Annotated in this window: 20 protein-coding genes; 11 read left to right on the top strand and 9 right to left on the bottom strand. The window is 73.9% G+C overall.

Going from position 1 to position 20,854, the window contains the following annotated elements; translation table 11 throughout:
* Nucleotides 1-152: 152 nt before the first annotated feature.
* The 6 genes from ACZ6ZT_RS11465 to ACZ6ZT_RS11440 are packed head-to-tail and all read left to right on the top strand — an operon-like array spanning nt 153 to nt 3,313.
* Nucleotides 153-1,280, top strand: coding sequence for an SRPBCC family protein (locus ACZ6ZT_RS11465; protein WP_469717906.1), 1,128 nt, complete (start codon nt 153-155; stop codon nt 1,278-1,280).
* Nucleotides 1,277-1,597: a gas vesicle protein gene (locus ACZ6ZT_RS11460; protein ID WP_469717903.1), complete on the top strand. Its 321-nt coding sequence runs from the start codon at nt 1,277-1,279 to the stop codon at nt 1,595-1,597. Before ACZ6ZT_RS11465 ends, ACZ6ZT_RS11460 begins: the two co-directional genes overlap by 4 nt.
* Nucleotides 1,594-2,430 carry a GvpL/GvpF family gas vesicle protein gene (locus tag ACZ6ZT_RS11455; RefSeq protein ID WP_469717900.1) on the top strand — a complete coding sequence of 279 codons (837 nt, stop codon included), beginning with the start codon at nt 1,594-1,596 and terminating at the stop codon, nt 2,428-2,430. The genes ACZ6ZT_RS11460 and ACZ6ZT_RS11455 overlap by 4 nt, the downstream gene beginning before the upstream one ends.
* Nucleotides 2,427-2,612 (top strand): gas vesicle protein, encoded by a 186-nt coding sequence (locus ACZ6ZT_RS11450; protein WP_469717896.1) that lies wholly within the window; start codon nt 2,427-2,429, stop codon nt 2,610-2,612. The genes ACZ6ZT_RS11455 and ACZ6ZT_RS11450 overlap by 4 nt, the downstream gene beginning before the upstream one ends.
* Nucleotides 2,609-2,884, top strand: a complete 276-nt coding sequence (locus ACZ6ZT_RS11445) for a gas vesicle protein K (protein WP_469717892.1) — start codon at nt 2,609-2,611, stop codon at nt 2,882-2,884. The genes ACZ6ZT_RS11450 and ACZ6ZT_RS11445 overlap by 4 nt, the downstream gene beginning before the upstream one ends.
* 51 nt (nt 2,885-2,935) lie before the next feature.
* Nucleotides 2,936-3,313 (top strand): hypothetical protein, encoded by a 378-nt coding sequence (locus ACZ6ZT_RS11440; protein ID WP_469717891.1) that lies wholly within the window; start codon nt 2,936-2,938, stop codon nt 3,311-3,313.
* A 27-nt stretch (nt 3,314-3,340) separates the two neighbouring features.
* On the opposite strand, the gene ACZ6ZT_RS11435 is transcribed toward ACZ6ZT_RS11440, so the two are convergent.
* Complete coding sequence (locus tag ACZ6ZT_RS11435; RefSeq protein ID WP_469717888.1) at nt 3,341-3,772, bottom strand: CBS domain-containing protein; 432 nt, start codon at nt 3,770-3,772, stop codon at nt 3,341-3,343.
* A 104-nt stretch (nt 3,773-3,876) separates the two neighbouring features.
* On the opposite strand from ACZ6ZT_RS11435, the gene ACZ6ZT_RS11430 reads away from it, so the two are divergent.
* Nucleotides 3,877-4,131, top strand: a complete 255-nt coding sequence (locus tag ACZ6ZT_RS11430) for a DUF6213 family protein (RefSeq protein ID WP_469717886.1) — start codon at nt 3,877-3,879, stop codon at nt 4,129-4,131.
* Nucleotides 4,132-4,215: 84 nt separating this feature from the next.
* Here the strand turns inward: ACZ6ZT_RS11430 and katG are convergent, their stop codons facing one another.
* The 4 genes from katG to ACZ6ZT_RS11410 form a co-directional block, all read right to left on the bottom strand.
* The gene (gene katG / locus ACZ6ZT_RS11425) at nt 4,216-6,405 is read right to left on the bottom strand and encodes a catalase/peroxidase HPI (protein WP_469717884.1); all 2,190 of its coding nucleotides are present in this window, start codon (nt 6,403-6,405) and stop codon (nt 4,216-4,218) included.
* Nucleotides 6,406-6,553: 148 nt separating this feature from the next.
* Nucleotides 6,554-8,113 carry a mucoidy inhibitor MuiA family protein gene (locus tag ACZ6ZT_RS11420; protein WP_469717881.1) on the bottom strand — a complete coding sequence of 520 codons (1,560 nt, stop codon included), beginning with the start codon at nt 8,111-8,113 and terminating at the stop codon, nt 6,554-6,556.
* 8 nt (nt 8,114-8,121) lie between these two features.
* Nucleotides 8,122-10,191, bottom strand: coding sequence for a DUF4139 domain-containing protein (locus ACZ6ZT_RS11415; RefSeq protein WP_469717879.1), 2,070 nt, complete (start codon nt 10,189-10,191; stop codon nt 8,122-8,124).
* An 88-nt stretch (nt 10,192-10,279) separates the two neighbouring features.
* Nucleotides 10,280-12,628, bottom strand: coding sequence for an Orn/Lys/Arg family decarboxylase (locus ACZ6ZT_RS11410; protein ID WP_469717876.1), 2,349 nt, complete (start codon nt 12,626-12,628; stop codon nt 10,280-10,282).
* Nucleotides 12,629-12,967: 339 nt separating this feature from the next.
* Between ACZ6ZT_RS11410 and ACZ6ZT_RS11405 the strand changes: the two genes are divergently transcribed.
* Together ACZ6ZT_RS11405 and ACZ6ZT_RS11400 are read left to right on the top strand one after the other, a co-directional pair.
* Complete coding sequence (locus ACZ6ZT_RS11405; RefSeq protein ID WP_469717873.1) at nt 12,968-13,951, top strand: magnesium and cobalt transport protein CorA; 984 nt, start codon at nt 12,968-12,970, stop codon at nt 13,949-13,951.
* 96 nt (nt 13,952-14,047) lie between these two features.
* Complete coding sequence (locus tag ACZ6ZT_RS11400) at nt 14,048-14,344, top strand: WhiB family transcriptional regulator (protein ID WP_469717871.1); 297 nt, start codon at nt 14,048-14,050, stop codon at nt 14,342-14,344.
* A 362-nt stretch (nt 14,345-14,706) separates the two neighbouring features.
* Here ACZ6ZT_RS11400 and ACZ6ZT_RS11395 read toward each other — a convergent pair whose 3' ends face one another.
* Complete coding sequence (locus ACZ6ZT_RS11395; protein WP_469717868.1) at nt 14,707-14,895, bottom strand: DUF6381 family protein; 189 nt, start codon at nt 14,893-14,895, stop codon at nt 14,707-14,709.
* Nucleotides 14,896-15,013: 118 nt separating this feature from the next.
* The gene (locus ACZ6ZT_RS11390; protein WP_469717866.1) at nt 15,014-16,507 is read right to left on the bottom strand and encodes an MFS transporter; all 1,494 of its coding nucleotides are present in this window, start codon (nt 16,505-16,507) and stop codon (nt 15,014-15,016) included.
* Between the two features lie 188 nt (nt 16,508-16,695).
* Here ACZ6ZT_RS11390 and ACZ6ZT_RS11385 point away from each other — a divergent pair, with 188 nt between their 5' ends.
* Nucleotides 16,696-16,941, top strand: a complete 246-nt coding sequence (locus ACZ6ZT_RS11385; RefSeq protein ID WP_469717862.1) for a protealysin inhibitor emfourin — start codon at nt 16,696-16,698, stop codon at nt 16,939-16,941.
* Nucleotides 16,942-17,063: 122 nt separating this feature from the next.
* Here the strand turns inward: ACZ6ZT_RS11385 and ACZ6ZT_RS11380 are convergent, their stop codons facing one another.
* Nucleotides 17,064-18,428: an NAD(P)/FAD-dependent oxidoreductase gene (locus ACZ6ZT_RS11380; protein ID WP_469717859.1), complete on the bottom strand. Its 1,365-nt coding sequence runs from the start codon at nt 18,426-18,428 to the stop codon at nt 17,064-17,066.
* Between the two features lie 146 nt (nt 18,429-18,574).
* The gene (locus ACZ6ZT_RS11375; RefSeq protein ID WP_469717858.1) at nt 18,575-18,946 is read right to left on the bottom strand and encodes a VOC family protein; all 372 of its coding nucleotides are present in this window, start codon (nt 18,944-18,946) and stop codon (nt 18,575-18,577) included.
* Nucleotides 18,947-19,143: 197 nt separating this feature from the next.
* On the opposite strand from ACZ6ZT_RS11375, the gene ACZ6ZT_RS11370 reads away from it, so the two are divergent.
* The gene (locus tag ACZ6ZT_RS11370; RefSeq protein WP_469717855.1) at nt 19,144-20,850 is read left to right on the top strand and encodes a PP2C family protein-serine/threonine phosphatase; all 1,707 of its coding nucleotides are present in this window, start codon (nt 19,144-19,146) and stop codon (nt 20,848-20,850) included.
* Nucleotides 20,851-20,854 lie beyond the last annotated feature (4 nt).

Here is a 20,854-nt window from a genome sequence, read left to right as displayed (position 1 = left end):
CCGTAAGAAGGCGCCCGCCCGCACGGGCGGCGCCCGCGGCGGCTCCGCCACCTCCAAGACCTCCGAGCGGACGGCGGGCAAGAGCACCGACAAGCCGGCCGCCCGGCGCACCGCGAAGCGACCCGCGCGCCGCGGCCAGGGAGGTGACGGCGATGCCTGAGTCCACCCTGGCACGACTCAAGGACAGCCCCGCCGCCGACCGGGCCAAGGAAGAGCTGGAGCGCTACCTCATGGCCCAGGCCGAACGGCTCCTCGCGGGCGCCGGCCGGGCCATGGGCCGCTCCACGGCCCACCTCAACGCCATCGCCGACGGCAGCAGTCCCGGGCTCAAGTCACTGGCGCTCGACAGCGCCCGCAAGATCGGCAAGGGGCGCGGCCCGGTGCGGTCCGTCGTCGAAGCCGGCGCGAAGCAGGTGAAGGACAAGACCGCGCACGCCCTGCGCGACCGGCTGGGCCGCCGCGGCGGGAAGCCCGGCCGCGGCCGGCCCACCGTCATCATGGAATCGGTGGACGTGGGCGTGCCCGTCAAGGACGCCTACAACCAGTGGACCCGCTACCGCGACTTCCCCGAGTTCGCGCACGCGGTCACCAGCGCCGAGGCCACCGACGAGACCACCAGCAACTGGAACGCCAAGATCTTCTGGTCCCGGCGCAGCTGGACGGCGCACGTCACCGAGCAGGTGCCCGACGAGCGCATCGCCTGGACCTCGGAGGGGAGCAAGGGGACCACCCGAGGCGTGGTCACCTTCCACGAGATGGCGGTCGACCTCACCCGCGTCCTGCTGGTCATCGAGTACCACCCCCAGGGCCTCATGGAGAAGACCGGCAACCTCTGGCGCGCCCAGGGCCGGCGCGTCCGGCTCGACCTCAAGAACTACGCCCGCTTCCTGACCGTCAAGGGCGGCCAGGAGGACGGCTGGCGCGGCGAGGTCCGCGAGGGCGAACCCGTCGACCCCGCCGAGCAGGACCAGGACCAGGAGCCCGAGGACCTGCACGACGCCGAGACCGACGCGGACGCCGGGACGGACGAGCCGGACGACCCCGCGTACGAAGAGGTCTACGAGGACGAGGACGAGGACGAGAGCGGGGCCGAAGACGACGGCGAGGCCTACGAGGACGAGCCCGAAGACGGCTACGAGGACGAAGCCGACTACGCCGAAGCCGAGGAGGCGGACGCCGACGCCGACGCCGAGACGGCGGAGCCGTACGACGAGGAGGCCGAGCCCGAGGAAGAGCCGGAACCCTCCCGGGGCCGTCGCGGAAGCCGACGGTCGGCATGACCACGCCCTCCGGCCTGCCCCGCCCCTACGACGACAACTCCGGCGCCAACCTCGCCGACATCCTCGAACGCGTCCTCGACAAGGGCGTGGTCATCGCCGGCGACATCCGCATCAACCTCCTCGACATCGAACTGCTCACCATCAAGCTGCGCCTGGTCGTCGCCTCGGTCGACCGGGCCAAGGAGATGGGGATCGACTGGTGGGAACAGGACCCCGCCCTCTCCTCCAAGGCGCGCCACCGCGAACTGGGCCGGGAGAACGAGGAACTGCGCCGCCGCGTCGCGGAGCTGGAAGCACGCCGGGAGGAGCACCCGTGACCGACCGACTGTTCCACGTCTACACGGTGGTGCGCACCCCAGCGCCGCCGGCGCCGCCCCTGGCGCTCGACGCCGAGGCCTGTCTCGGTACCGGCCTGGAACTCGTCGGGCACCAGGGGCTCACGGCGGTCGCCGAGCCCGTCGACCCGGCCCACTTCGACGAGCAGCCGCTACGGGCCCACCTGGAGGACCTCGACTGGCTGGCCGGCGTGGCCCGGACGCACCACCGCGTGGTGGCCCGGGTCGGCCGGCTGGCCACCACCGTCCCGCTCCGGCTGGCGACCATCTGCCGGGGCCGGGAAGGCGTGGAGCGGATGCTGGCCGAGGCCCACCAGCCCCTCGGCGAGGCCCTGGAACGGGTCACGGACGCGCAGGAGTGGGGCGTCAAGCTCTACGCCGCGCCCGCGCCCGCGTCCGCCGGCCCCCCGGCGGCCGGCTCCGCCCCCGCCGCCGGGACCGGCCCCGCCGCGGCCGGTCCCGGCGGCCCCTCGGGCCGCGACTACCTGCGCCGCCGCCTGAGCGACCGCCGGGCCCAGGCCGACCGCACCGGCGAGGCCCGGCGCACGGCCGAGGCCCTCCACCGGCGGCTCACCGACCAGGCGTCCGGCGCCGTACTCCACCCGCCCCAGCAGCAACAGCTCTCCCAGACGCCGGGACAGAACGTCCTCAACGCCGCTTACCTGGTGCCCACCGCCCACCGGCAGGCCTTCCTCGACAGCGTCCCCGCCGCCGACGACCTGCCGGCCGGTCTCACCGTCGAGGTCACCGGCCCCTGGGTGCCCTACTCCTTCACCCACACCGCCTCCGCCCCGGCTCCGGCCCCGCCCTCATGATCGGAGACCAGGACGTCGCCCTCGTCGACCTCCTCGACCGGCTGCTGGCCGGCGGGGTGGTCCCGGCCGGCGACATCACCCTGCGGATCGCCGACATCGACCTCGTACGCATCGACCTCAAAGCCCTCATCAGCTCGGTGAACGACACCGTCCCCTCACCCTGGGACCAGGGAGCACCATGAGCCGACCGCCCCAGAAGCTCGACCTCGACCCCGACACCGTCGAACGCGACCTCGCCTGCCTCGTCCTGACCGTCATCGAACTCCTGCGCCAGCTCATGGAGCGCCAGGCGCTGCGCCGCGTCGAGACGGGCGATCTGACGGAGGAGCAGGAGGAGCGCCTCGGCCTGACCCTGATGCTCCTGGAGGACCGCATGGACCTCCTGCGCACCCGTTTCGGACTGCGGCCCGAGGACCTCAACATCGACCTCGGCCCGCTCGGCAAACTCCTGTGAACGAACGGACACCAAGGGTTTACCGTCCGGAGTTCCGGTCACACCCGCAGCATGACTGAATCGGAGAAGTCCACGAACAGCCGCTCCACCTCCAGCAGCGCCGCGAACGGGACCAAGCCCCGCTCGCAGGCCGCGAACGCGGCCCGCAGCGGAGCGAAGGCGACGACCGAGGCGGCCACCGACACCGCGGGCGCCCTCACGGCACTGCCCGCCCCCCTGGCGGAGAAGACCCTGGCCGCGGCGCAGGCCGTACGCGGCAGCGTGGGTCGCGCCGGATGGGTCTGGACCGCCGTACGGGCCCGCAAGGCCATCGCGGCCGGTGCCGCGGGCGCCGGGGCCGTCGTGGCCACCGCCGCGTACGCCGTCGGCCGCCGGGCCGGACTGCGCCGCCGCGGGCCGCTCTCCCGGCTCACCGGCGGCCGCATCTGACCGGTCCGCCCGGTCCGGCCCCCGGCCCTACGCGTCGGGGGCGGACGGGCCCGCCGCAGCGATGGCCGAGAGGGGCGATCCGGGGTCCCGTTCGACCTCCAGGTCGCCCAGGCTGACGATCCCGACGAGTTCGCCGTTCTCGCTCTCCACGGGCAGCCGCCGCAGCGCGTGCCGGCGCATGAGATCGACCGCCCGGTCGACGTCGTCATCGCGCCGCACCGTGATCAGCTCGCCGGTGCAGACCGAGAGCACCGTCGTCTCGGCCGGGGGCCGGTCCTCCGCCAGCGCGCGGACCACGATGTCACGGTCGGTGAGGATGCCGAGCAGTCGGCCCCCGTCGACGACCAGGACATCGCCGATGTCGGCGTCCCGCATCACGCGCGCGGCCTCCGCCAGCGAGGTTCCCTGCTCCACGCTCACCGGATTCCCGGTCATCACCTCGTGGACGCGTCGGGTCATGGATCCTCCCGCTGCTGGTAGCGGCCCCACAGTGGTGCGCTTACCCCTCCCTGTGCGGGGTAAGCGCGACCCGTACGCGTACGGGCTCTCCGGGAGGCGGTTCCATGATCCAGGTCACCATTCCGCTCATCCCGGCAGGTCACGACGGGCCCCTGATCCCCGCCGCCCAGGTCACCGCCCTGCTGCGCACCATCGCCGACGACTGGACGCGCTCCGCGGCGGACGCCGCCGACACGACGGTCGACCGGGACACCGTGGACAGCCTCGCCGGCGTCCTCGACGGACTCGCGGACAGCATCGAGGTGGAGTGCATCGCCCTCGCCTCGACCCCGGGCGACACCGAACCGGACGGGGAGTGATCACCGGCCCCCAGCGCCCGGCCGACGCACGGCGGGGCGCCGCGCCGTAGCAGCGCCGCGGTGCCCCACCGGTGCGGCCCGGGGTCAGTCGAGGTCGAAGCGGTCGAGGGTCATCACCTTGTCCCAGGCCTTCACGAAGTCGTGGACGAACTTCTCGCCCGCGTCCTGGGCGGCGTAGACCTCCGCCAGGGCGCGGAGCTGGGAGTGGGAGCCGAAGACGAGGTCGACGGCGGTGGCGGTCCACTTGACCTGGCCGGTGGCGCGGTCCCGGCCTTCGAACACGTTCTCCGCCGAGGCCGACGCCTTCCATTCCGTGTTCAGGTCCAGCAGGTTGACGAAGAAATCGTTGGTCAACGTCCCCGGGCGCTGGGTGAAGACCCCGTGCGGGGACTGCTTGAAGCCGGTGTTCAGGGCCCGCATGCCGCCGGTCAGGACCGTCATCTCGGGAGCGGTCAGGTTCAGCAGGTTGGCCCGGTCCAGGAGGAGGGTCTCGGGCGAGAGCTTCTCTCCCGCCCGCAGGTAGTTGCGGAAGCCGTCCGCCCGCGGTTCCAGTACGGCGAACGACTCGACGTCCGTCTGCTCCTGTGAGGCGTCCGTACGGCCGGGCGCGAACGGCACCGTGACCTCGTACCCGGCGTCCTTCGCCGCCCGTTCGACGGCCGCGCACCCGCCCAGGACGATCAGGTCGGCGAGCGAGACGGAAGCCCCGCCCGACTGACCGCCGTTGAAGTCCTGCCGGATCCCGTCGAGGGCCCGCACCGTCTCGGCCACCTCCGGCACGGCGTTGACCTCCCAGTCCTTCTGCGGCGCCAGCCGGATCCGGGCGCCGTTGGCCCCGCCCCGCTTGTCGGTGCCGCGGAAACTCGCCGCCGACGCCCAGGCGGTGGTGACCAGTTGGGGCACGGACAGGCCCGAGCCCAGGATCCGCTCCTTGAGCGCGGCCACGTCCGCGTCCGAGACCAGCGGGTGGCCGGCCGCCGGGACCGGGTCCTGCCACAGCTGCGGCTCGGGGACCCACGGACCGAGGTAGCGCGACACGGGCCCCATGTCGCGGTGCAGCAGCTTGTACCAGGCCTTGGCGAACGCCTCCGCGAGCTGGTCCGGGTTCTCGTGGAAGCGCTTCGCGATCGGCCCGTAGACGGGGTCCACCTTCAGCGCGAGGTCCGTCGTCAGCATCATGGGGGCGTGCCGCTTCGACGGGTCGTGGGCGTCGGGCACGGTGTCCCGGGCCGAGGCGTCCGTGGGCGTCCACTGCCGCGCCCCGGCCGGGCTCGTGGTCAGCTCCCACTCGTACCGGAACAGGTTGTCGAGATATCCGTTGTCCCACTTGGTCGGCTCGGTGGTCCACGCCCCCTCCAGCCCGCTGGTCAGCGCGTCGGCGCCCCGGCCGCTGCCGCAGGTGTTCCGCCACCCCAGGCCCTGCTGCTCCAGGGGAGCGGCCTCCGGCTCCGGACCGATGCACGAGGGGTCGACGGCGCCGTGGCACTTGCCGAAGGTGTGGCCGCCGATGATGAGCGCGGCCGTCTCCTCGTCGTTCATGGCCATGCGCCCGAACGTCTCGCGGATGTCCCGCGCCGCGGCCATCGGGTCCGGGTTGCCGTTGGGCCCTTCCGGATTGACGTAGATCAGCCCCATCTGCACGGCGCCGAAGGGCCCGGTCAGCTCCCGGTCGCCGCTGTAGCGCTCGTCCCCGAGCCAGGTGTCCTCCGGCCCCCAGAAGATCTCCTCCGGCTCCCAGATGTCCTGCCGGCCGAAGCCGAACCCGAAGGTCTTGAGCCCCATGGACTCGATGGCGCAGTTGCCGGCGAAGACCAGCAGGTCCGCCCAGGAGATCTTGCGGCCGTACTTCTGCTTGACCGGCCACAGGAGCCGCCGCGCCTTGTCGAGGCTCGCGTTGTCCGGCCAGCTGTTGAGCGGGGCGAAGCGCTGGGCACCGGCCCCGCCGCCGCCCCTGCCGTCCTCGATCCGGTACGTCCCCGCCGAATGCCAGCTCATCCGGATGAACAGCGGTCCGTAGTGGCCGTAGTCGGCGGGCCACCAGTCCCGCGAGGTGGTCATCACCTCGAAGACGTCCCGCTTCAGCGCGTCGACGTCCAGGGCCGAGAACTCCCGCGCGTAGTCGAAGTCCTCGCCCATCGGATCGGACAGGGGCGAATGCTGGTGGAGAACCTGGAGGTCCAGCTGGTTGGGCCACCAGTCCCGGTTCGTCCGGGGGCGGGCCGGCGCGGGGGCCGGGGCGGGGATTGCTGGGTTCTCGCTTTCGCTGCCGGACACGTCCGTCCTTCTTTCCTGTCTCGGTGTTTCCCCCCGCTGACTGCGTCCGTATGGTCGCGCACCACGGACCGCACCGCACGGGAACACGCAGGGCGCCACCGCACAACAAACGCACGGCAACGCGACGGCAACGCACGAGCGGCCGGGCTCAGAGCCCCGAGACCCCGGCGCCGGCCGACACCTCGTACACCAGCGTGACCGTGCGGCGGCCGCCGGGCGGCACGGCGACGTCCCAGCGGACGATGCCCTCGGCGTCGGCCTCCCCGGGCGCCGGGGAACAGGCGTCCGCGCGCAGCCGCACCGCCACCGCCTCCACCTCCGAGACCGGGATCCGCTCCCGCAGCGCCACCACCCGGTCGCCGGCCTCCCCGGGCGCGGAGAACCGGGACAGGTGCAGCCGGACCGTACGGGTGACCACGGTCCGCTGCCCGAATCCGGCCGCCTCGCGGGACTCCTCCGTCTCCCGGACCACCCGGTGGTCGTCACGGCTGCCGAAGGCCAGCTCGACGGGGGCGCCCGGGGGAGTGAAGTCCAGGGTGCCGCGGCCGGTGAACCCGCCGCCGCGGACCAGGTCCACGGGGCCGGCCAGCAGCGCGTGCCCGGACCGGTTGTCGCACCGCGCCACCTGCGTGACCAGCGGCGACAGCTCGGGCGAGCAGGCGTACTCGGTGGCCGCCGGCGCGCTGAAGACGGACACCGGTACGCGGTGGGCGCGGCCGTCACCGGGTACGGAGACCGGTGCGGGGCAGCTCAGCACGCGCGCCTCGCCGCCGTCGTCCACCCCCGGCAGGCCGAGCACCGGGGCCGGCCCGAGGGTCGCGGAGTCCTCCTCGCGCAGTTCGACGTCCACCGTACGGCGCTCCGCCGCGGACCGGTCCCACAGCGTCAGCCGGTCCTCCGCCAGCCCGGGCGGCTCGGTGGCCAGCGCCGAGCGGGCGGTCGACAGCGTCAGCCGTACGTCCGCCCAGTCCTCGCCGGTGCGCTGCCAGACCATGGCGTCGGTCTCCAGGGTCAGCGCGTCCCCGTCGAGCACCGCCCGGTAGGCGGGCCGCCACAGCGCACACGGGACGAGGTGGCTCAGCCGCAGCCCGGCCGGCCCGGCGGCCGCCGCCTCCACGGTCAGCTCGATGTGGCCGACCAGCTCGGCGGGTTCCGTCTCGGCGGCCCGTACGGCCTGCCGCATGTCGGCGCGTTCGGCGGTGAGGGCGGCCAGCCGGGCTTCCACGGCGCGCAGTTCCTCGCCGTACGCGTCGCGCTCGCCGTCCACCCGGTCCAGTTCACGGGCCCAGCGCGGCCGTTCGCTCTCCCCGCGGCCCGCCCCCTCGCCGATCTCCCGCAGCAGCTCGGCCGCGAGGCGGCCGAGCAGGTCGAGGCGGGCGTGCAGCCGGTCGCGCCGCCGCTCCAGTGCGAGCAGTTCCCGCTCGACGCGGTGGACGCGCCGGCGCAGGGCGGAGTCCTCGGCCGACGGCAGCGGCCCGCGCGGCGTCCACGTGCGGACGATCCGTACGTCGAGCACGCGCGCCGCGTGGCCTGCGGTGAACTCGGCGTGCAGGGTCCGGTCGACGGCGAGCGCGCTGACCGGCCCGAGGCGCAGCCGCCGCACTCCCGCCTCCAGGTCCAGGACGACGGCGCGCTCGACGTGGGCGCGGTCCTCCAGGCAGGTGACGGCGGTGACGGGGAGGGGGATCGGCGGGGTGGCCGTGGACATGGGGTGCGTCAGCTCCTGCGGTTGCCGCCGGCCAGGCCCTTGCCGGTCGGGATGCGGATCTCGTAGCCGCCGTCGAGGGCGGCCGTGGCGCCGGCGGGCAGGTCCAGCCGCCAGACACGGGTGCCCGGGGGGTGGCGGTCGGGCCCCGCGCCCTCTTCGGGCGCCGTCCAGTCTGCCCGCTCCTCGATCCGGACGTCGGCTTCGGAGGTGACCGGAACCCGCTCGCGGACCTCGACGGTGACGGGCCGCGCGAGGCGGTTCGCCAGCTCCACGCGAACGCGGTGATCGAGCACGGTGGTGTTGCCCCGCAGCCCGGCCGTCGACTCGCGCAGGTTCGTCCGGCGGGTGACGCGGATGCCCTCGGCGGGCCCGAGGCCCACCCGGCGGACACCGCCCGGCGCGAGGGTGGGCAGGGCGGCGGTGAGCAGGAAGCCGTCGTCGACGACGACCTCCACCGGCCCGGCGAGCAGCGCCTGACCGGTGGCGTTGGACAGCACCAGCGTCGCGTACACGGTCTGCTCCACCGACGGCACGCACAGGTACTCGGTGCGCAGGCCGACCGGGACCTCGGCGACGGTGACGGTGTGCCAGATGCCGTCCGAGGGGACGTCGGCGCGGGCGGCGGCGTCGTAGCGGTGGTCGAAGGAGCCGGCCGACTCGCGGGGCCGCACGGCGTGTCCGGGCAGCGGCAGCGCGGCCACCGCCTCGGCGCGACGGCGCCGCTCGGCCGCCACCGGGTCGCCGGGGGAGCCGGGGAACAGCCGGCCCCGGCGGGCGGCCGGCTCGTCGGGGCCGGCCAGGACGAGACCGGCGTAGTCGAGCTCGGCGCCGCTCGGCCGCGGCGGACCGGCCACCGGCGCCGCAGCGGGGGGCTCCGGTGCCACGGCGGCCAGGGCTGGCCCGAACGGCCCGGAGCGGGCGCGGGGCGCGCCGCCCGCGGGTGCGGAGACGGGCATCGCGCCGCCGAAGGCCTGCGGCGGCGGGTAGTCCGCGCTGCCGGGTGGTACGGGCGCGGGCGCGCCGTAGCCCTGCGGCACGGTCGGGAGAGGCGGTGGAGGGGGAAGGGCCCCGGAGGCGGCGACGGCCCGAGCCTCTGCCGCCGGGGGCGCGGCGGCCGTGCCGGGGCGGGGGCCGGCCGCCTCGTACCCGGCGAACAGCCCGGCGAGCCCGGCCGGCGGCTCCCGCCAGCCGGACGGCGCCGGGGCGGGCTGACGGCGTCCGATCCGGACCGAGCGCAGCCTCGGCACATCGGTGCGGCGCCCCAGGTCGGCGGTGGCCAGGGCGATGCGCACCCCGGTCCAGTCCTCGCCGGTCCGCTGGGCCACCGAGGCGCGCAACATCAGCCGCCCGTCGCCGTCGCCCTGACGGTACGTGAGCCGGTACCCCGGCACCCAGACGGCGCCCGGCACCCCGTACTCCAGCTCCAGCTCCAGCTCGACCTCCGACTCCGACTCCGCCTCCCCGTCCCCGGCAGCGGCGCCGTCGAGGGTGAGGACCGCGCAGACGGCGCTCTCCAGGTGCTCCTGAGGCGCGTCGGTGGAGGCGCGGGCGAGCCGGTCGCGGGCGACGGCGTGCGCGTGCTCTGCCTCGCGCAGCGCCTCCTCCAGCTCGGCGAGGCGGGCGTGCAACGCGGTCAGCCGTTCGTCGACGAAGCCGGCGAGCTCCAGCCAGGCGTCGACCGGGGTGCGCCGGTGCGGCTCGTCAGGCTCGCGGACGGGCGGCACCGGGCGGAGCGCCCCGGCCTCCTCGATCAGGCCCAGCTGCCGGTCGCGCCGGGCCCGCGCGGCGGCGTACGCGTCGCGCAGCCGCTCGGCCTCGGCCCGCAAGCCCTCGGGTGCGCCCGTACCGGCCGACCGGGCCTCGACCTCCACCCCGGCCGCGGTGACGCGTACGCCGGGGGCGTTCAGCACCCGGGCCCGCAGCGAGCCGGGGTCCAGCGAGCGGGGCAGACCCGTCACCCGTACCCGGCCGTCGGAGGGCACGCGGCCGCGAGCCAGGCGTCGGCAGAGCGCCCCCCGCGCGTACACGACGACCGAATCGAGGGCCGACCCCCACCGCTGTTCCGTACCGACTGTCATGTGCTCCGCCCCCGCCGCGCCCGTGCCGAGCCGAAGCCTACGCCGAACGGGGGACGTGCGGACCGGGGCGGCGGACTCGACGCCTCTGTCAACGGACGCACTCGATCAGGTAGTCGCCGTTCTCGGGGTCGACGGTCACCCCGTGGGCCTCGCTGTGGAAACCGGGGAAGGCGCGGTCGAAGGCTTCCAGGGCGCGCAGGTACCGCAGCAGCGGTCCGTCCGGGGCGCCGGTGGCCTCGCCGGGCATCAGGACGGGAATCCCCGGCGGGGTCACCGTCACCATGGCCGCGGCCACCCGCCCGGCCGCGTCGGCCAGCCGTACGCGCTCGGTGCCGCCCCGGACCAGCAGCTGGTAGCAGTGCCGCGGCGGCGCCACCGGCTCCGGCAGGTCCTGGAAGGCCGCGTCGAGGGCGCCGATCAGCTCGGCGCGGGTGAGGTGCTCGTGCATCCGCCGGCACAGCGCGCCGAGGGTGGTGCGGCCGTAGTGGCGCGGGAACCGCTCGACCAGCCCGGGCAGGACCCGGTCCAGCGGGGCGTCCGCGTCGTGCAGGGCCTTGAAGTCCATGAGGGCGTCCATCAGGGTGCCCCATTTCCCCTTGGTGATCCCCATCGAGAAGAGGACCAGCGTGGTGTAGCTGTCGGTCTTCTCCACGACGATCCCGCGCGCCTCCAGATAGGCGGTCAGGATCCGCGCCGGGATGCCCCAGTCCCCGGTTTCGCCTGTGGCGCTCACCCCGGGGCAGGTCAGGGTGACCTTGACCGGGTCCAGCAGGCAGTAGCCCTCGACGAGGCCGGCGAAACCGTGCCAGTCGGCTCCCGGCTCCAGGTGCCAGCACGACGGCTCGCGGCTCAGCAGTGAGGGCGGTGCGTCCGCGAACGCGACGCGCGCGCCCGTCGCCGGGTCGGTGACCGCCTCGGGCTGCCACACGCCGAAGAACCAGTCCGGCCGGTCCCCGGCGGCCGCGATGCGCCGTCCGGTGCGGACGACGGCCTGACGGAACCGGATCGCCTCGGTCACGGCCTCGTCGATCAGCCACTGGCCCTGCGGGCCGTCCATCATGGCGGTGGCCACGTCCAGGGAGGCGATCGCCGGATACAGCGGCGAGGTGGTGCCGTGCATCATGAACGCCTCGTTGAACCGCTCGTGTTCGACGGGGGCCCGGGGCGCCGACCGGACGTGGACCATCGCGCACTGGGAGAGCGCGGCGAGCAGCTTGTGCGTGGACTGGGTCGAGAAGACCGTGGGCCGCCCCGGGTCCCCGCCGCCGTCCGCGTCCGGCAGGGGGTCCGGGAAGGTGTCCGGCCCGACGGCCATCCCGTAGCGGCCCGCGTACAGCGGATGGAAGCGGGCGTAGGCGAACCAGGCCTCGTCGAAGTGCAGCCGCGGCGTGCTCGGCGCCAGTGCCCGCGCCGCCGCCACCGTGTCGTAACACAGGCCGTCGTAAGTGGAGTTGGTCACCACCGCGTACTGGGCCTCGGGGGAGAGCGCCCCGGCCGTGAGCGGGTTCGCGGCGATCCGGGCGGCCACCGCCGCCGGGTCGGTCACGGCGGGTGGCAGCGGGCCGGCCAGCCCGTAGCCGTTGCGGGTCGGCACCAGGTAGACGGGCCGCGCCCCCGAGATCACGAGCCCGTGCAGCACCGACTTGTGGCAGTTGCGGTCCACCAGTGCGATCTCGTCGCCCGTCACGCTGTAGTGGCCGACCATCCGGTCCGCGGTGGAGTCGCCGTGCAGGACGAAATAGGTCCGGTCGGAGCCGAAGACGCGGGCGGCGTTGCGTTCGGCCTCGCCGATCGGACCGGTGTGCTCGAAGAGGGAACCGAGCTCCCCGACCGAGATCGACAGGTCGGTGCGGAACAGCCGTTCCCCGTAGTAGTCGAAGAACGCCCGCCCGGCCGGGGACTTAAGGAACGCGACCCCGCCCGCGTGGGCGGGCGTGTGCCAGGAGTACTCGTGGGAGTCCTCGAACCGGCGCAGGGCCTTGAAGAACGGGGGCAGCAGGTCCCGGTGGTAGGCGTGGGAAGCGGTCGCGACGCGGCCCGCGATGAAGGAGGGCGTGTCCTCCAGCGGCCAGATGTAGCCGACCACCGTCTCCGAGACCCACAGCGGCAGTCGCTCCAGGTCCTGGTCGGACTCGTCCGCCATCACGAGGAAGACCGGCAGGTCCTTGAAGCGCCGCCCGATGTGCCGGAGCACCTCCCCGCCGCCGCCCTCCTCGACCGCACCGCCCGCCGTGCGCGGCAGATCCCAGGCGACCACCGCCGCCGCGAGGCCCGCCTCGGTCTGCAGGGCGGCCCGCGCGTCGCGGGCGCTCGGCGCCCAGCGCAGGTCCATGCCCTTGTTCTCCAGCTCCTTGCCGATGCGCCGCAGCTGCTCGGCGCTGACGCCGCCGCCCATCGGGTTCTCCCGCAGTGCCAGCAGGACCGTGCCGCTCTTCATGCCTACGCTCCCCGTGCCAGGGGTACGGCCGTCCGTACCGGGGTCCAGCCTCCCGGCCCGCAGGGCGCCGTCGGCGGCGTTCGGCGGGATTTCACTCGCGGGTGGGCGAGGCGGCGCACTGCCCTGACGCGGACGTACGGACCGGGACGGCCGTCGATCCTGGAGGTGAGCAGGTCCCCTGCTGCGTCACGACGACCGCCCCGGCTGCCCTCCGGATACCCGCGATATCCGATTTCACCCGTTAGCGGAACCCGTCGATGGAGGCGGGGAGACGGCCGGCCCCCGCGCCAGGGGAATGAACTCGCGGCTTTGAAGCATGCGCGACCCATGGAATGCGTGGTGTACGAGGAACGGACGGGCAGGTCGGAGACGGTCGAGTGCGCCCTGGAGGACGAGGCGTGCCGACTGGTGCTCAAGCGGCTGCGCGATCTGGACGACGGTGAATTCGGCTGGGTGCGGCTGGCCGACCCGGCCGAGGAGGAACTCCTCCAGCTGGCCGAGGAACTGGGCCTGCACCCCCTCGCCGTCGAGGACGCCGTCCAGGCCCGGCAGCGCCCCAAGCGGGAGCGGTTCGGCGACGTCACGGCCATCGCCCTCAAGACGCTCTGGTACGTCGAGGAGGAGGCGGCGGTGGAGACCGGCGAGATGATGCTCTTCGTCGGGCCCCGCTACGTCCTCACCGTCCGCCACGGCGCGGTGGACCCGACCGCCGACGCGACGCGCCGGCTGGAGGCCGATCCGTCCATGCTGCGCTTCGGTCCGCTGTCCGTCCTGCACGCCGTCCTCGACGTCGTCGTCGACGCCTACGGCGAGGCCGCGGAGACCGTGCGCGGCGCGCTCGACCGGCTGGAGGACCGCGTCTTCTCCTCGTCCCGCGTCGACCACACCGAGGAGATCTACTCCCTGAAGCGCGAGGTCCGCGAGTTCCGGGACGCCGTCCAGCCGCTGGTCCCGGTCCTGCCCGGCCTGCTGAACGGGCTGGGCGAGGAGGAGCGCGCGGCGAAGGTGCTCCCGTACTTCCGTGATGTCGCCGATCACCTGCACCGCACGGACACCGAGGTGCGGACCCTGGACGAGCTGCTGAACTCGGTCCTCGACGCCCAGCAGGCCCGGGTGGGGACCTGGCAGAACGACGACATGCGGCGCATCTCCGCCTGGGCGGCGATCTTCGCGATCCCCACGATGGTCGCCGGTGTCTACGGGATGAACTTCGAGCACATGCCGGAACTGGGCTGGAGTCTGGGCTACCCGTTCGCCGTCGCCCTCATGCTGCTGGCCTCGGGCCTTCTCTACCGCGCCTTCCGCCGCAACGGCTGGCTCTGAGGCCTGTGGGGTTTCAGGAGCGATCGGCGGGTCAGACGAGAAGCGATCGCGCGTGGGAACGCGTGTGCCGTCGAGGGGAGTTCTGAGGTGGGGAACGTGTCGCGGCTACCGGGTCGGGCCGAGCATCACTGGCTGTGGCAGGAGGACGCCGCCTGCCGTGAGCTGGGCTCGCGGCTGTTCTTCCATCCGGCGGGGGAGCGGGGTCCGGACCGCGACCAACGGGACGCGGCCGCGAAGGAGGTGTGCGCGCTGTGCCCGGTGCAGCGCGACTGCCTGCGGCACGCGCTGCGAGTGGAAGAGCCGTTCGGGGTCTGGGGCGGGCTCACCGAGCGGGAACGGCGCCGTCTTCTCGCCGAAGAGGCGGAACGTTCCGCCCTGCCCTCCACCGCGTGAGCGGAAGCCGGCGTCGCGTGCGCCGGCCGGCCCGGCCGGCTGCCGTCGGGACCCGCTGCCCGGGGGCGGCGGTCCGAGCGTCGTCGCCGGGGGTTTGCCGGGCTTCCCCCGGGCTGCGTCCCACGAAGGGACGGAGCCCGGGGGGCCCGGCTGCCGTGCGGTCCCCGGACGGCAGTCCGATGGTGCCGGTGCTCGAAGCCGCGTCGTACGGGGGAGGCGTCACGCGGCCCGGAGCGGTGACGGGGCCTCGTCCGGCCGTCGGCCGGAGGAACCGTCTCTGCGCGTGTGACCAGCCTGGTGCCACGTAAACGTCCCTGGGAACAGCGCATCTGAACGCACGTCACCACCGACCGGACCGCCGCCTACATGGGGTCCATGGTGCCGGCGCCCGGCCCCTCCACCCGTTCGAGTTCCTCCCGGATGCGCAGGGCCTCGTCCGTCAGCCGCTGCCGCTCCGCGGGGTCGGAGGCGTGCTGGGCCTCCTGTTCCAGGCCCTGGGCCTTGTCCCGCATCCGCCGGACGCGCTCGCTCGGCTGGTTCTCGCCACTCATGATCAGTTCCTCGCAATCGTGGGGTCCGGACGCCACCAGCAAACCAGCAGCGCCGGACCCCCACCAGTTGGACGCCCCCCGGGTGAAGGGTCCGGGGGGCGTGGGAGAGTACGGCCGCTCAGGACGCAGCGGCCTCGGGGGCGGGCGTGCCGGGAGCCGGCGTCACGGAGAGGGGGGTGGCGATGTCCTCCAGCGACTTGCCCTCGGCGGCGACGGCGAAGAAGACGGCGACCACCCCGGCCGCGACCATCAGCCCGGCCCCGACGCAGAAGGCGATCACGGCGTCGGAGACCACCCCGCTGGAGGTCAGCCCGGCGAAGAGCAGCGGGCCGGAGATGCCGCCCGCCGCGGTGCCGATGGCGTAGAAGAAGGCGATGGCCATCGCCCGCGTCTCCATGGGGAAGATCTCGCTGACCGTCAGATAAGCCGAGCTGGCGCCGGCGGAGGCGAAGAAGAGCACCACGCACCAGCAGGCGGTCATCGTGGTCGCGTTGAGCACACCGGCGCCGAAGAGCCAGGCGGTCCCGAAGAGCAGCAGACCGGACAGGATGTAGGTGCCCGCGATCATCGGGCGGCGGCCGAGCGTGTCGAAGAGCCGGCCGAGCAGCAGCGGGCCCAGCAGGTTCCCGAAGGCGACGACGGCGAAGTAGTAGCCCGTCACGCTGCTGGACACGTCGAAGAACTTGACCAGGATGGACCCGAAGCCGAAGGTGATCGCGTTGTAGAGGAAGGCCTGGCCCACGAAGAGGGACAGCCCGAGCACGGCCCGGCGCGGGTAGGAGCGGAAGACGGTCCGGGCGATCTCGCCGAAGCCGGTGCTCTCGCGCTGGGTCACCGTCATGGACCGCTCCGGCTCGGGCAGCGAGCGGCCCTTCTCCGCCTCCACCCGCCGCTCCACGTCCCCGACCAGCTCCTCGGCCTCCTCGGCCCGCCCGTGGATCAGCATCCACCGCGGACTCTCCGGCACGTGACGCCGTACGACGAGGATGACCAGGCCGAGGACCACGCCGAGGCCGAAGGTCAGCCGCCAGCCCACCGACGGCGGGAAGACGTCGGTGTTCAGGGCGACGACGGAGAGCAGCGCCCCGGCGACCGCGCCCAGCCAGAAGCTGCCGTTGATGATCAGGTCGACGCGGCCCCGGTACTTGCTCGGGATCAGCTCGTCGATGGCCGAGTTGATGGCGGCGTACTCACCGCCGATGCCGAAGCCGGTCAGGAAGCGGAACAGGAAGAACCACCAGGCGGAGAAGGACACCGCGGTCAGCGCCGTCGCCGCCAGGTAGACGGCGAGGGTGACCAGGAACAGCTTCTTGCGCCCGTAGAGGTCGGTGAGCCGCCCGAAGACCAGGGCGCCGGAACAGGCGCCCGCCACGTACAGGGCGGCGGCGAGACCCGTGACCTGGGCGTCGGAGATGGACAGGCCGCTGTCGTCCTCGGAGAGACGGCTGGCGATGTTCCCGACGATGGTGACTTCGAGGCCGTCCAGGATCCATACGGTTCCCAGCCCGATCACGATCATCCAGTGCCAGCGGGACCAGGGCAGCCGGTCCAGGCGCGCGGGCACTTTGGTGGTGACGGTTCTTGATTTCGACGCTTCGACGGGTTCGACCATGCACCGCTGTCTGCCCGCTTCGCCCCGCGGCAAACGGCCCGATCGAGTGGACCGTCGGCCAAGACCGGGCCGAATCAAGCCCTTTCGGGCCGGCATGGCGGCCGTGCCGGGACGGCGGTCGGATCCGGGGCAGACGCGCCGGGAACAGAGAGCCCGTACGGGAACCCAAGGTCCGAAGGAGCACGATCATGCTGATCACCGTCACTCGATCGGGCGGTTTCACCGGCGTGGAGAAGACGCGCGAGGTCGACACCGGCGCCCGGCCGGACGCCGTGGAGTGGGAGGGGCTCGCCCGGCGGGTCCTGGCGCCGCCGACGGCGGACGGCTTCCACTACCGCATCACGGTCGACGACCAGGTGCTCGACGTCGACGAGTCCGGCCTGACCCCCGAACAGCGCAAGCTGGTCTCGGCCGTCCTCGCCGAAGGGGCCTGACCGGCGAGCGGAGCGGCGCGACGGCCGCCCGAAACGACGGGACCCGGCCGGGTGCACACCACCCGGCCGGGTCCCGTCGTACGCACCCGCGCCGCCGATACGGCTCGCGGCGCCGGCGCCGCTCAGCCGGCGGCGCGCAGGCCCGCCGTGTGCTGTCGCACCTGCTCCGGCGTCAGGTACGCGTCCATGTCCTCGAACTGCCGCAGCGCGGGCGGCTTCCCCGACTGGAAACCGGTGCGCACGAAGTCGTCCCCGGCCAGCGCGTTCAGCAGCCAGTTGGTCATGACGCGGGTCTTCGCCACGTTGGTGCGCAGCGCCGACCAGTGGTATCCGCGCGCCACCGCCTGGGCGGGCAGGCCGCGCAGCGGGATGCCCAGCGGCTTCGACACGGCGTCCTTGCCCCCGAGGTCGACCACCAGGCCGAGGTCCTTGTGCGCGTACGGCCGCATCGGCAGGCCGCGCAGCGAGGCGATCACGTTGTCGGCCAGGGTGCGCCCCTGCCGCAGGGCGTGCTGCGCCGTGGGCGGGCAGAGCGCACCGTCGGTGCCCTTGGCGAGGTCGGGCACGGCCGCCGCGTCGCCCAGGGCGAAGACGCCGGGCGCGTCCGGCACCGTCATCTCGGGGGTCACCACCAGGCGGCCCTTCTCGGTCTCCGCCTCCATGGTGGCGATCAGCGGGCTCGCGGCCACGCCGGCCGTCCAGATCAGGGTCCGGCAGGGCAGCACGCGCCCGTCGGTCAGCGTCACCTCGTCGGGCTCCGCCTTGGCGACGCTCACCCCCAGCGACACCTGGATGCCCCGGCGCCGCATGATGTCCAGCGCCGCGCGCCCGAGGGAGTCGCCCAGCTCGGGCATCAGCTTCGGCGCCATGTCCAGCAGGTGCCAGCTGATCTGGCGGCGGTCCAGTCGCGGGTAGCGCTTCACCGCGTGGTCGGTGAGCCGCTGGAGGCAGGCGGCCGTCTCGGTGCCCGCGTAGCCGCCGCCGACCACGACGAAGCACAGCCGGGCGGCGCGCTCCGCCTCGTCCTGGCTGGCGTCCGCCAGGTCGAGCTGGGCGATGACGTGGTCGCGCAGGTACGCGGCCTCGGCGAGGGTCTTCATGCCCCGCGCGTGCTCCAGCAGGCCGGGGATGTCGAAGGTGCGGGTGATGCTGCCGGGGGCGAGGACGAGGTGGTCGTACGCCTGGTCGATCACTTCACCGGTGATCTTGCGGATGACGCAGACCTTCGCCTTGGTGTCGACGCCGATGGCCATCCCGGGGACGATCCGGGTGCGGTGGCGGCTGCTGCGGCGCAGGGAGACGGCGATGGACTGCGGTGTCAGCACGCCGGAGGCCACTTGGGGGAGCAGGGGCAGGTACAGCTGGTACGCGTTCGGGGTGACCACGGAGATGTCGGCCTCGCCGGGGGACAGTTTGCGCTCCAGGCGGCGCACGCATTCCACTCCGGCGAAGCCCGCGCCCACCACGAGGATCCTCGGTCGTGCCACGGTGTCCGTCCTTTCCCAGGGCTGCCAGGTCATTGCACCGCCTGCCCAGTCCGGTGGAGCGTGCACCTCCGGAGCGGGGGCGGCCGTGAAACGGCGCGAACCCGTTCGGCCCGGATCCCCGCCGGGAGGCCGGTTCGCGCTCCCGCTCAGGCCGGCGGGCCGGGTTCCCAGCGGGACGACAGGACGCAGAACTCGTTCCCCTCGGGATCGGCCAGTACGACCCAGGTGACGTCCGGGCCCTGCCCGACGTCGGCGGGGCGGGCGCCGTGCTCCAGCAGGCGCCGCACCTCGGCGGCCTGGTCGTCGGGCCGGAAGTCGAGGTGGAGCCGGCTCTTGCCCGCCTTCTCGCCCGGCACCGCCACGAAGAGCAGTCCGGGCAGCCGGTCGGCGGCGGGCCGGATCTCGAACTCCTGGGCCGAGTCGTCCACGACGACCCACCCCAGGGCACCAGCCCACCACCGGCCGAGCGCGGCCGGATCGCGGGCGTCCACGACGGTCTGCTCCCATGCAAGCGACATGCGCCCGAGCCTACGCCCCGCGCCCCGCCTCCTCACGTGTCCCGGCCGACCCGCACGGAACAGAAAACCGCCCGGACCGCCCAGTGAAATACGGACAACCCGGGCCGGGACCCGCATCCTGGGAGGACCGAACACGGCCGTACCCCGCCCCGCAGCCCCCGGACGGGCCCAGGCCACCGCGACGCCGAGGACGGACGATGCCCTTCACCCCGCGGGACCCGGAAACACTCAAGCGGCTGATCGCCCGTGAGGTGGAGGGCCTGCGCAGCGCCGCGCGGCGCGACGCCGGAGTGCGGATCGGCGAGGAGGCCGACGACGACGAACCGCAGGGCGGGGCCCGCCGGTGCGGCGGCGGCCAGGACGGCGCGCACTCCCGCGAGGACGCGGACGACGCGCACGATCCGTGGGCTTGCGTCTGCGCGACGCTGCCCGCCATCCCGGTCTCCGCCGCCGTGCTGGTCCCCGTCCGGGACGATACGGGCCGCACCGTCGATTTCACCGTCCGGGCCGGCAACCACGTCCGGGCCGCCGACTGGCTCGACGCCCCCGGCCGGCACGCCGGACGCCGGTTCCTGGAGGTCCAGCCCGGCGCCGCGGCCGGCGGACTGATGGACGCGCTGACGCAGGTGCTCGACAGCGGGCGCGCCCTCAAGGCCTACCCGCTGGACTACACCGAGCACCGCAGGGACGGCCTGCACCGCACCCAGCTCCTCTACGACGCCGCGTCCTGCGGCGGCAACGTCCTCGCCACCTGGCGGCCCGCCCGCAACCGTACGGAACTGCTCTCGCTCGACGCCCAGTACATCGCCTCGATGGGGTGGGGCACCTGGGACCTGCTCTCCGGGGCCGTCACCTGGTCGGAGGGGCTGGCCGCGATCTTCCGTACGGAGAACGGGCACGGCATGTCACTGGCCGAACTGTGCGACGCCGTCCTCCGGGAGGACGTGTGGCGGTTCGGCAGGCTGCTGACCGGCCTGCTCGACGGGGAGGAACCGCCCGGCGTCGAGATCCGTTTCGGCGTGCTGGGCGAGATCCGCACCCTGCACCTCGTGGGGCACCCCGTCATGGCCGCCGACGGGCTTCCCTGGGCCCTGCACCTCATCGCCCGCGATCTGACGGCCCAGGTACGCAGCCGCCAGCGGCTCGCGTCCACCCGGCGCCAGGGGGAACGCCTCGCCGAGGAGGCCGCCGCCGAACGCCGGGTCGCCGCGGTACTCCGGGAGGCGCTGCTGCCCACCCAGTCCGCGGAACTCGCCCAGTCCGGGCTCTCCGTCGCCACCGCGTACCTGCCCGCCGAGTCGGAAGCCGTCGGCGGCGACTGGTACAAGTGCCGGCGCCTGCCGGACGGCCGGATCCTGCTGGCCGTCGGGGACGCCAGCGGGCACGGACTGGACGCCGTCGCCCGGATGGCCCAGCAACGGCACGCCCTCGCGGGCCTCGCCCACGCCCCCGGGACCGACGCCGGGCAGCTGACCACCTGGCTCAACGAGCTGCTGTGCGCCGACCCCGCGGCGCAGACGGCGACCGCGGTCATCGGACACATCGACGCGGAACACACCCTGACCTGGGCCTGCGCCGGCCACCCGGCACCCCTGCTGCTGCGCGACGGCCGGGCCGGGCCGCTCGGCACCGACCACCGCGGCCCCCTCTTCGGCCTCGTGCCCGGTCACGCCTACGCGACCGCGACCGAGCGGCTGCTGCCCGGTGACCTCCTCCTGCTGTACACCGACGGCATGGTCGAGCGGCGCGGCGAGGACATCACCGAGGGGATCGACGCGCTGACCGCCGCCCTCGCGACGTGCGACGGGCTCAGCGCCCAGGAGACGCTCGACCGGGTCATGAGCAGCTTCGCGATCACCGATCCCGAGGACGACACCTGCCTGGTGGCCCTCCGGGTCGGCTGACCCG

Source organism: Streptomyces sp. NPDC102258 (genome assembly GCF_055584685.1).
The sequence above is the reverse complement of the archived record's forward strand: the minus strand, read 5'-3'. Positions and strand labels throughout refer to the sequence as shown.

Bases quoted from the DNA above. Each gene is read 5' to 3' on its own strand.
- ACZ6ZT_RS11395 (WP_469717868.1), bottom strand. From the start codon at position 14,895: ATGAGTGGCGAGAACCAGCCGAGCGAGCGCGTCCGGCGGATGCGGGAC.
- ACZ6ZT_RS11370 (WP_469717855.1), top strand. From the start codon at position 19,144: ATGCCCTTCACCCCGCGGGACCCGGAAACACTCAAGCGGCTGATCGCC.
- ACZ6ZT_RS11460 (WP_469717903.1), top strand. From the start codon at position 1,277: ATGACCACGCCCTCCGGCCTGCCCCGCCCCTACGACGACAACTCCGGC.
- ACZ6ZT_RS11435 (WP_469717888.1), bottom strand. From the start codon at position 3,772: ATGACCCGACGCGTCCACGAGGTGATGACCGGGAATCCGGTGAGCGTG.
- ACZ6ZT_RS11385 (WP_469717862.1), top strand. From the start codon at position 16,696: ATGCTGATCACCGTCACTCGATCGGGCGGTTTCACCGGCGTGGAGAAG.
- ACZ6ZT_RS11390 (WP_469717866.1), bottom strand. From the start codon at position 16,507: ATGGTCGAACCCGTCGAAGCGTCGAAATCAAGAACCGTCACCACCAAA.
- ACZ6ZT_RS11450 (WP_469717896.1), top strand. From the start codon at position 2,427: ATGATCGGAGACCAGGACGTCGCCCTCGTCGACCTCCTCGACCGGCTG.
- ACZ6ZT_RS11465 (WP_469717906.1), top strand. From the start codon at position 153: ATGCCTGAGTCCACCCTGGCACGACTCAAGGACAGCCCCGCCGCCGAC.
- ACZ6ZT_RS11375 (WP_469717858.1), bottom strand. From the start codon at position 18,946: ATGTCGCTTGCATGGGAGCAGACCGTCGTGGACGCCCGCGATCCGGCC.
- ACZ6ZT_RS11430 (WP_469717886.1), top strand. From the start codon at position 3,877: ATGATCCAGGTCACCATTCCGCTCATCCCGGCAGGTCACGACGGGCCC.
- ACZ6ZT_RS11415 (WP_469717879.1), bottom strand. From the start codon at position 10,191: ATGACAGTCGGTACGGAACAGCGGTGGGGGTCGGCCCTCGATTCGGTC.
- ACZ6ZT_RS11420 (WP_469717881.1), bottom strand. From the start codon at position 8,113: ATGTCCACGGCCACCCCGCCGATCCCCCTCCCCGTCACCGCCGTCACC.
- ACZ6ZT_RS11440 (WP_469717891.1), top strand. From the start codon at position 2,936: ATGACTGAATCGGAGAAGTCCACGAACAGCCGCTCCACCTCCAGCAGC.
- ACZ6ZT_RS11410 (WP_469717876.1), bottom strand. From the start codon at position 12,628: ATGAAGAGCGGCACGGTCCTGCTGGCACTGCGGGAGAACCCGATGGGC.
- ACZ6ZT_RS11445 (WP_469717892.1), top strand. From the start codon at position 2,609: ATGAGCCGACCGCCCCAGAAGCTCGACCTCGACCCCGACACCGTCGAA.